Source organism: Avibacterium sp. 21-594 (genome assembly GCF_026226815.1).
Taxonomy (GTDB): domain Bacteria; phylum Pseudomonadota; class Gammaproteobacteria; order Enterobacterales; family Pasteurellaceae; genus Avibacterium; species Avibacterium avium.
On record NZ_JAKKOC010000001.1, the window covers coordinates 1227623 to 1237129 of the forward strand.

At 38.1% G+C, this 9507-nt stretch carries 12 protein-coding genes; 4 read left to right on the forward strand and 8 right to left on the reverse strand.

Features of this window, described 5'->3' with window-relative positions; translation table 11 throughout:
* Positions 1-114: 114 nt before the first annotated feature.
* Both nhaC and L5B76_RS05775 read right to left on the reverse strand, forming a co-directional pair.
* Complete coding sequence (gene nhaC / locus L5B76_RS05770) at positions 115-1530, reverse strand: Na+/H+ antiporter NhaC (RefSeq protein WP_265754623.1); 1416 nt, start codon at positions 1528-1530, stop codon at positions 115-117.
* Between the two features lie 19 nt (positions 1531-1549).
* Positions 1550-2710 carry a MalY/PatB family protein gene (locus L5B76_RS05775; protein WP_265754624.1) on the reverse strand — a complete coding sequence of 387 codons (1161 nt, stop codon included), beginning with the start codon at positions 2708-2710 and terminating at the stop codon, positions 1550-1552.
* A gap of 212 nt (positions 2711-2922) precedes the next feature.
* On the opposite strand from L5B76_RS05775, the gene xylA reads away from it, so the two are divergent.
* The 3 genes from xylA (at position 2923) to L5B76_RS05790 (ending at position 7063) form a co-directional block, all read left to right on the forward strand.
* Positions 2923-4242: a xylose isomerase gene (xylA, locus tag L5B76_RS05780; protein WP_265755528.1), complete on the forward strand. Its 1320-nt coding sequence runs from the start codon at positions 2923-2925 to the stop codon at positions 4240-4242.
* Positions 4243-4308: 66 nt separating this feature from the next.
* Positions 4309-5754: a xylulokinase gene (gene xylB / locus L5B76_RS05785; protein WP_265754625.1), complete on the forward strand. Its 1446-nt coding sequence runs from the start codon at positions 4309-4311 to the stop codon at positions 5752-5754.
* Positions 5755-5881: 127 nt separating this feature from the next.
* Positions 5882-7063 (forward strand): XylR family transcriptional regulator, encoded by a 1182-nt coding sequence (locus L5B76_RS05790; protein ID WP_265754626.1) that lies wholly within the window; start codon positions 5882-5884, stop codon positions 7061-7063.
* Between the two features lie 192 nt (positions 7064-7255).
* On the opposite strand, the gene L5B76_RS05795 is transcribed toward L5B76_RS05790, so the two are convergent.
* Positions 7256-7540 (reverse strand): type II toxin-antitoxin system RelE/ParE family toxin, encoded by a 285-nt coding sequence (locus L5B76_RS05795; protein ID WP_265754627.1) that lies wholly within the window; start codon positions 7538-7540, stop codon positions 7256-7258.
* The gene (locus L5B76_RS05800; protein ID WP_265754628.1) at positions 7533-7718 is read right to left on the reverse strand and encodes a hypothetical protein; all 186 of its coding nucleotides are present in this window, start codon (positions 7716-7718) and stop codon (positions 7533-7535) included. The genes L5B76_RS05795 and L5B76_RS05800 overlap by 8 nt, the downstream gene beginning before the upstream one ends.
* A gap of 175 nt (positions 7719-7893) precedes the next feature.
* On the opposite strand from L5B76_RS05800, the gene L5B76_RS05805 reads away from it, so the two are divergent.
* A complete protein-coding gene (locus tag L5B76_RS05805; RefSeq protein WP_265754629.1) occupies positions 7894-8112 on the forward strand; it encodes a hypothetical protein in 219 nt (72 codons plus the stop codon).
* On the opposite strand, the gene L5B76_RS05810 is transcribed toward L5B76_RS05805, so the two are convergent.
* The 4 genes from L5B76_RS05810 to L5B76_RS05825 form a co-directional block, all read right to left on the reverse strand.
* Positions 8078-8362 carry a type II toxin-antitoxin system RelE/ParE family toxin gene (locus L5B76_RS05810; RefSeq protein WP_265754630.1) on the reverse strand — a complete coding sequence of 95 codons (285 nt, stop codon included), beginning with the start codon at positions 8360-8362 and terminating at the stop codon, positions 8078-8080. The genes L5B76_RS05805 and L5B76_RS05810 overlap by 35 nt on opposite strands.
* Entirely contained in the window at positions 8355-8534 is a 180-nt protein-coding gene (locus tag L5B76_RS05815; RefSeq protein WP_110479703.1) for a hypothetical protein, read from the reverse strand. The genes L5B76_RS05810 and L5B76_RS05815 overlap by 8 nt, the downstream gene beginning before the upstream one ends.
* A gap of 360 nt (positions 8535-8894) precedes the next feature.
* The gene (locus L5B76_RS05820) at positions 8895-9179 is read right to left on the reverse strand and encodes a type II toxin-antitoxin system RelE/ParE family toxin (protein ID WP_265754631.1); all 285 of its coding nucleotides are present in this window, start codon (positions 9177-9179) and stop codon (positions 8895-8897) included.
* Positions 9172-9345 carry a hypothetical protein gene (locus L5B76_RS05825; RefSeq protein ID WP_017807304.1) on the reverse strand — a complete coding sequence of 58 codons (174 nt, stop codon included), beginning with the start codon at positions 9343-9345 and terminating at the stop codon, positions 9172-9174. Before L5B76_RS05825 ends, L5B76_RS05820 begins: the two co-directional genes overlap by 8 nt.
* Positions 9346-9507 lie beyond the last annotated feature (162 nt).

A 9507-nucleotide genomic window follows, 5' to 3' on the forward strand; every position in this document is an offset into this window, starting at 1 on the left:
AATTATCAGATTTATTAATGCTATTATGTTTTTTCTTTTTTGTGATGAAGTACACAATAATAAAAAAATCGCTATGGGATCAACCGCTAGCGATTTTTTCTCACAATTCTTAATTTATTGTTTAGGTAATTTTGCAATACCAAATCCTGTTAAGCCCCACAACATAGCGAAAACAATACCGCTCCAACATAAAATTGCCCAAGGTAAATAAGATAGCGTTGCAACACCTAATGTTCCCGCCATATAAGCGCCTGCTGCCGTCCAAGGTAAAATTGGCTCAATAATAGTCGCTGAATCCTCTGCTGTACGACTTAAATTTTTTGGATGTAATCCACGTTCGATATAAGCATCTCGTAACATTTCACCCGGAATAAGAATTGAAATTTGTCCGTTACAAGTTACCCCGATCATTGTCAGTCCACAAAGAATGGTTGTGAAAATCAATGAGGCAGTGGAACGTACTAATTTCAATAAATGGCTAATGATTACTTCTAACGCTCCGCTAAGAGATAGAATACCCGCAAAAGAAAGCGCACAGAAACAGATTAATAATGTCCCCATCATTGAATTCATTCCACCACGATTAAGTAAACGAGCTAAATCACTGCTTACCTGAACGTCATTCGGGATCATTGAAACATTAAAGCCATTTACCGCACTATTGATTACATCTGCTAATGCAAATTTTTGAATAAATAATGCATTTAAAATCGCAATAAATGCTGATAATAGCATCACTGGAATTGTCGGTTTCTTAGTGATTGATCCCCAAAGAATAATAGCAACAGGAATAAGTAAGAAAATTACGTTAAAATGATAAATCTGTTCCAGTCCAGATATCATTTCTACCACTTTTTCTGGCGTTGCTACATCGTGTAAGCTTCCTGACATTCCATAAACCACATACACAACAGCAGCAAGCAGGAAGGAAGGCAAGGTCGTATAGAGTAAATGGGCGATATGTTCATACAAATCAACGCCCGCCGCCGCTGACGCAATATTTGTTGTATCAGAAAGCGGTGAAAGTTTATCGCCAAAATAAGCCCCAGCCACCACAGCACCTGCTGTTGCGGCAAGATTTGCATCTAGCCCTATTGCAACGCCCATAAAAGCGACACCAACGGTTCCTGCTGATCCCCAAGAAGTTCCAGTACATACAGAAACAATAGCAGTCAGCAATAATGCGGTAATGTATAGAAATTTAGGATCGATCACTTTTAAACCATAATAAATCATCATTGGGATCGTTCCGCCAGCAATCCAAGTTCCAATTAATAAACCCACAGTAATTAAAATCAGAAGCGCTGGCATTGTTTTGGCAATCTTTCCTGAAATAGCCCCTAACATTTCTTCATAGCTATAACCAAGATATTTGACTAAGCCGCCCGCAAATACACAGGAAACAACCATCAGTGGTTCTGGCGGTAAATCAAAAAAGGCATATCCCAATCCTAACAAAATCAGCATAACAAGAATGGGTGAAAGTGCCTCTATTAAAGTTGGCGTTCTATGTAAACTTGTTGTTTTCATTGTTATTCCCCTTTTGTTTTTACATTAATGCATTTTTGACTTGAATTAATGCTTTCTGTAATAAAGATCTTGGCATTGCGACATTCATTCGAAAAAAGCCCGTTCCTTCAATACCAAAATCTGTTCCCCAAGCCATTTCAACTTGCGCAACATTTCTTAATCTTTCTTTCAACTGCTTTTCAGTGAGCGCAAGTTTTCGATAATTAATCCACAATAAATATGTCCCTTCTGAAGTCGTAACATCTAGCTGTGGAATTTCTGTTGCAAAAAACGCTTTTGCTTGTTGTTTATTTTCTGCAATGTAATTTTTCAGTTGTTCAATCCAAATATCGCAATGTTGATAAGCGGTCATTATGGCTGGCACTGCAAAATAATTTGGATTATGAATACCCAGTTGTAACAAAGTGCGGTGGAATTTTTCTCTAATTTTCTCATTGCTAATCAATATATTGGAAATTTCTAAACCGGGAATATTGAATGTTTTAGCGGGCGAAGTACAAATCATTGAATGTTCTTTTACATAATCATTCATTGCGGCAATGATTTGATGGGAAGAGGCAGAAAAAGTAAAATCTGCGTGAACATCATCAGAAATGATAAATACCCCATATTTCTCGGCCAATTGTGCAATTTTTTGTAATTCTTCCGTTGTCCAAACACGCCCCGTAGGATTATGTGGAGAAATAAGGATAAACGTTCTTGCTTGCTTAAAACAGGTTTCCAACAATGAAAAATCAATGACATATTGATTATCTTTGTATATCAGAGGGCAAGGTAAAAGTTGGCGATCATTTAATGTAACTGTATTGGCAATAGGAGAATAGGAAGGCGTAAACAAACACACTTTTTCGCCCACTTGTGTAAATTCTCGTATATAAATAGAAACTGCCTGAATAATTCTTGGGCAAAACACAATTTCATCGTTACTTACAACATAATGATAATGCCGTTCAAGATACTGGCGAACAACATCAAAATAATTTGCTGGCAATAACGTATAGCCATAAATTCCTATTCGATTAAACAATTCAAGTTGTTCAACTAATTCTTTAGGCGCAGATAAATCCATATCAGCTACTGACATAGAAATAAAATCAGGATATTCCACAGATTGGTTTTGCCATTTTGCTGAAAAAGTCGCAGAACGATCAATGATTGTATCAAATGTTAAATTATCCATATTTTCCTCCCTAATTGGGGTTGTACGAAATGTAAAACAGGTAATAATGATTTACTATTACCAAATCTAATATTGCTATTATGTTTTTTCTTTTTTGTGATATAGCACACAATAAACAATAATCTTAATTGATAAATAAAATAACGTAATTGATCCCCTCTTCTTTTTGGTCAATGATTTCTACAAATTTTATGCCATAAGGAGAAATGATGATGACAAACTATTTTGATAAAATCACAAAAGTTCGCTATGAAGGCGTTAATTCCACCAATCCATTTGCTTTTCGTTATTACAATGCCGATGAAGTCATTTTAGGCAAGACAATGGCAGAACACCTGCGTTTGGCAGTATGTTATTGGCACACATTCTGTTGGAATGGTAATGATATGTTTGGCGTAGGATCTTTAGATCGCCATTGGCAAAAAAATAGTGATCTGCTAGCGGCCGCTAAACAAAAAGCGGATATTGCTTTTGAATTTTTTACTAAATTAGGTGTTCCTTATTATTGTTTTCACGATGTAGATATTGCACCTGAAGGAAATTCTTTTAAAGAATATCTCTATAACTTCCATACACTTGTTGATGTTTTAGCACAAAAACAAGAAGAAACAGGTGTGAAATTGTTATGGGGAACAGCAAATTGCTTTACCAATCCGCGCTATATGTCTGGTGCGTCAACTAACCCCAACCCAGAAGTATTCGCTTGGGCAGCCGCACAAGTAACTAACGCAATGAATGCAACCCAAAAATTAGGTGGTGAAAATTACGTATTATGGGGCGGTCGAGAGGGCTATGAAACCTTACTTAATACCGATCTAAAACGGGAACGTGAGCAAATAGGACGTTTTATGCAAATGGTTGTTGATCACAAGCATAAAATTGGTTTTAAAGGCACATTATTGATTGAACCAAAACCGCAAGAACCAACCAAACATCAATATGATTATGATGTTGCAACGGTTTATGGATTCTTAAAACAATTTGGTTTAGAAAATGAAATCAAAGTGAATATTGAAGCGAACCACGCCACACTTGCCGGCCATACATTCCAACATGAAATTGCAAGCGCTTATGCTTTAGGTATTTTTGGATCTATTGATGCAAACCGAGGGGATCCACAATTAGGTTGGGATACCGATCAATTCCCAAACAGTGTGGAAGAAAATACCCTCGTGATGTATGAAATTCTCAAAAATGGCGGATTTACCACCGGCGGATTTAATTTTGATGCAAAAATTCGCCGTCAAAGTAATGATCCTTACGACTTATTCTATGGACACATTGGAGCAATCGATGTTCTCGCGCTATCATTAAGACGTGCGGCCGATATGATTCAAGATCAACAACTGCAAAAACTTGTCGAACAACGCTATGCAGGCTGGGATAGTCAGTTAGGAAAAGCGATTTTATCTGGCAATACGTCATTAGAAGACTTGGCGCAATTAGTAGAAACACAAAATCTGAATCCACAGCCTGTATCTGGTCAGCAAGAATATTTAGAAAATCTCGTTAACCGTTATATCTACCGTTAATTTTTCTAACAAAAAGGCTTGGAGAGTAATCTACAAGCCTTTGCTCGTACAATAAGGATCAAAATTATGTATATTGGTATCGATCTCGGCACATCTGGTGTAAAAGTGGTATTGCTTGATGAAGACCAACATATCCTTGCCACTAGCCATAAGGAATTATCTATTTCTCGTCCGCAAAACCTGTGGTCAGAACAAGATCCTGAAGATTGGTGGAATGCCACTCATCACGCGATGCTTGAATTATCACAACACCACAATTTAAAATCGGTCAAAGCTGTTGGTTTAACTGGGCAAATGCACGGTGCAACCTTACTAGATAAAGCAGATCACATCTTACGCCCTGCTATTTTATGGAATGATGGTCGTAGTGCAACTGAATGCACAGAATTAGAAGCACTTGTTCCCCAATCTCGTCAAATTACGGGCAATTTAATGATGCCCGGATTCACTGCCCCAAAATTAAAATGGGTACAAAAAAATGAGCCTCATCTCTTCGAGCAAATTCATAAAGTGTTATTACCTAAAGATTATTTACGTCTAAAGATGACGGGTGAATACGCTTCTGATATGTCAGACGCTTCTGGCACAATGTGGCTTGATGTGGAAAAACGGCAGTGGGATAACACAATACTTGAGGCAACAGGCTTAGAGCTAGATAAAATGCCGAAATTATTTGAAGGCAATCAAATCACAGGCTATTTACGTCAAGAAATTGCACAACAATGGGGAATGAATTCTGTTCCTGTTGTCGCAGGTGGCGGGGATAATGCCGCTGGTGCTATTGGTATTGGTCTATATCAAGCAGGGCAAGCAATGCTATCCTTAGGCACTTCTGGCGTCTATTTTGTCGTAACCGATAGGTTCACCGCCAATCCACAAAAAGCCGTGCATAGTTTCTGCCACGCCTTACCTGAACGCTGGCATTTAATGTCTGTCATTTTAAGTGCTGCCTCTGCAATAGACTGGGTAAAAAATATTATAGGGAACAACGATATTAGCCAGTTATTTCAACAAATGGCACATTATACAACATCATCTCAAGCCCTGTTTTTACCTTATCTCTCTGGAGAACGAACCCCACATAATGATCCTTATGCCACAGGTGTATTCTGGGGGCTAAGCCATAATGACAGCAATATTACATTAGCTAAAGCGGTACTTGAAGGGGTAAGTTTTGCACTTGCTGATGGGATTGATGTATTACACGAAACAGGGGCAACGGCTGAAAGTATAAGCCTCATTGGTGGTGGCACAAAAAGTGCTTACTGGCGACAATTATTAGCAGATATTACAGGCAGAACACTTGAATACCGCACAGGTGGTGATGTTGGCCCTGCATTAGGTGCGGCAAAATTAGCACAAATTGCATTAAACCCGAAAGAAGAGATTTCCACCTATTGTCGTAATCTACCATTGGAAGAAGTTTATACACCAAACGCTCAAGTCCACGAACAATACCAACAAAAACGAGAACGCTATCATCAACTTTATCAGCGATTAAAAGGATTTTAACTAGATAAACATTAAGTGCGGTATAAAAATTCAAAAAATTTACACCGCACTTTAACAGAAACAAGGTTTAAATTTTTCTAAATTCCGTTATGCTATTAATGTGGTTTGAGCGACAGGAACGAATAATATGCAAAACATAGGAAAGTTTTACCGCATTGCTTTGCTTTTTAATGCAAATAAAGTTTATGATCGTCAAGTTGTAGAAGGTGTTGGACAATATCTACAAGCCTCGCAATGTACCTGGGATATTTTTATGGAAGATGATTTTGTGTACCATAAAAAAACTATCCAAAGTCTTTCTATTGATGGCATTATTGCTGATTTTGATGATCCTGAAACAGTGGAACTACTTGAAAATATTAATGTGCCAATTATTGCAGTTGGAGGTTCCTACCAAAATCCTGATTTTTATCCACATTTTCCCTATGTAGCCACAGATAATTACGCTTTAATTGAAACCGCCTTTTTACATCTTAAACAAAAAGGGTTAAATCACTTTGCTTTTTATGGATTACCCACAGAAAATCGCCAAAAACATTGGTCTATTGAACGACAAAATGCTTTTGTTGATTTAATGAATAAATATGATTACCCCATACATATTTACCAAGGTGAACAAACCAATTCGCAAAATTGGCGTCAAGCACAAACCAATCTCATTAATTGGATTCGCACATTACCGCAACAGACAGGAATTATCGCTGTCACAGATGCAAGAGCAAGACATCTACTACAAGCTTGCGAAACAGCTAAAATCGCCGTTCCTGAACAATATTGCGTGATAGGCATTGATAATGAAGAGCTGATTCAATACCTTTCTCGCATTTCCCTTTCTTCCGTTTCACAGGGGACAAAGCAAATTGGTTATCAAGCGGCGAAACTTTTACACCGTTGCTTAAATGGCATCACAATTAGTCATAAACCCTTACTCATTCCCCCATTAAAAGTTGAAGAACGCAGCTCCACAGATTACCTTTCTCTACGCGATCCCTTAGTGATACAAGCGATGCACTATATCCGCCAACGCGCTTGTCAAGGAATAAAAGTGGAACAAGTATTGGACCATTTAAGAACCTCACGCAGTAATTTAGAGCTACGCTTTAAAGCGGAAATGAACAAAACGATCCACCAAGTGATTCATCAGCAGAAAATGGAACGAGCCATTAATCTCCTCAGATTTTCCGATATTCCCATTCCTGAAATTGCTGAGGTTTGTGGTTATCCTTCACTTCAATATTTCTATTCCGTCTTCAAAAAAGAACAGCAGCAAACGCCAAAGGCTTTTCGCGATAATTGGCAAAATAAATGAGCCATTCTGACTACCTAAATAAGGAAAAGTGCGGTGAAAAATTGTGAGTTTTTTACCGCTCTTTTTTGAGTGTTTTGATGGTTTGTGTAGGGGCTGGGCTGTGTGCCTGCCCGAATGGGGTGGTTGTGTTAAATGGTATTTTTAAGAAATATCCTAAAGAGAAGTTAGGGGGGATTTGTATAAAAGAACGGATTATGGACATGGATAAAGCCTACGGCTATGAATAATGGTTTTGATATGCACTTCATCGCCTAAAATATCATAAACAATACGATAACCACGACAAAAGGCTTCGCGTGTTCCATCATTGCGCATTCGACCGATAGCTTGTGGCATAAAGGCGATAAGTTCAAAAGTTTTGTTAAATTCTTGCTGTAATTTTTGTGGCGTGGAAATAAAACCAGTAAATTCATAAACACTGGCTAAAATCTCATCAATATCATTTAGGGCTAAATCAGATAAAATGATATTAGTCATAAGCTCCACCGAGCAGAGCTTCTTCTTGTGCGGAGAGTTCTGCTGCTTTTCGTTCAATCGTTGCCTGCCATTTTGCATTGGCTTGCTCAAGGGTAAAAACACGCCCCGCCTTAAAATCCTCATCGCCACGGCGGATTTTTTCCGCTAAAAATTCATCATAACCTTTTTCTTTAAACATTTGGTTTCTCTCTAATAGACTTGAACGAATATTGAATCGATCCTAGCACCTTTTCCATTGAACAACAATAGAAAGGGATTCTTTCCTTGGTTTCTATTCGGGTGAGTACATAGGTCAGCCCCTACGGGGGTATTGGTGAATATTGAAAGAAAAGTGCGGTGGGAAATGGGGGAATATGTTAGAAAATGGGGAAAGTGCGGTGGGAAATTTTGAATTTTTCACCGCTCTTTTTTTGAGTATTTTGATGATTTATGTAGGGGCTGGGCTGTGTGCCTGCCCGAATGGGGTGGTTGTGTTAAATGGTATTTTTAAGAAATATCCTAAAGAGAAGTTAGGGGGGATTTGTATAAAAGAACGGATTATGGACATGGATAAAGCCTACGGCTATGAATAATGGTTTTGATATGCACTTCATCGCCTAAAATATCATAAACAATACGATAACCACGACAAAAGGCTTCGCGTTGATTTTCCCCAATTAGCCTTCCAGCTCCTTCAGGAATATAGGCAATAACATCAATTTTGTTGAAAATATCATCTGCAAGTTTTATTCCACTGTTTTCATAACCAGTGTACTCAATTATATTCGCGATAATTTCACGCAAATCTTGTTGTGCATTGCCAGAGAGAATAACTTTAGCCATAAATCAAAAATTCACGCTCTGCCATAGCTAATTCTTTCGATTTTTGTTCGATCAATTGGCGAATATCTTCTTTGGATTCTGCTAATGAAATAACATTACCAGCCTTAAAATCCTCATCGCCACGGCGGATTTTTTCCGCTAAAAATTCATCATAACCTTTTTCTTTAAACATTTGGTTTCTCTCTAATAGACTTGAACGAATATTGAATCGATCCTAGCACCTTTTCCATTGAACAACAATAGAAAGGGATTCTTTCCTTGATTTCTATTCGGGCGAGTACATAGGTCAGCCCCTACGGGGGTATTGGTGAATATTGAAAGAAAAGTGCGGTGGGAAATGGGGGAATATGTTAGAAAATGGGGAAAGTGCGGTGGGAAATTTTGAATTTTTCACCGCTCTTTTTTTTGAGTATTTTGATGATTTATGTAGGGGCTGGGCTGTGTGCCTGCCCGAATGGGGTGGTTGTGTTAAATGGTATTTTTAAGAAATATCCTAAAGAGAAGTTAGAGGGGATTTGTATAAAAGAACGGATTATGGACGTGGGTAAATCCTGCGACTATGAATAATGGTTTTGATATGCACTTCATCGCCTAAAATATCATAAACAATCCGATAACCACGGCAAAAGGCTTCGCGCGTTCCATCATTGCGCATTCGACCGATAGCTTGTGGCATAAAAGCAATCATATCAATTTTGGCGTGAATATCTTGGTAGAGTTTCATACCACTGATGAAAGAATAGGTAAATTCAGCTACATTTTCTACAATATGATTGATGTTATTTTGTGCTTCTTGGCTAACAATAACCTTATACATAGGAATGATTTTCCATTTCTTCGAATTCACGCGCCTTGCGTTCAAGCAATGCAAGCGTTTGTCGTCTGGATTCTTCTAGCGTTAAAACACGCCCCGCTTTAAAATCCTCATCAGCACGGCGGATTTTTTCCGCTAAAAATTCATCATAACCTTTTTCTTTAAACATTTGGCTTCTCTCTAATAGACTTGAACGAATATTGAACTGATCCTAGCACCTTTTCCAGTGAACAACAATAGAAAGGGCTTCTTTCCTTGATTTCTATTCGGGTGAGTACAAAGAGATTTGGGGAATTGTGTTATTGGGGCGTATGCAATACGCCCCTACGAG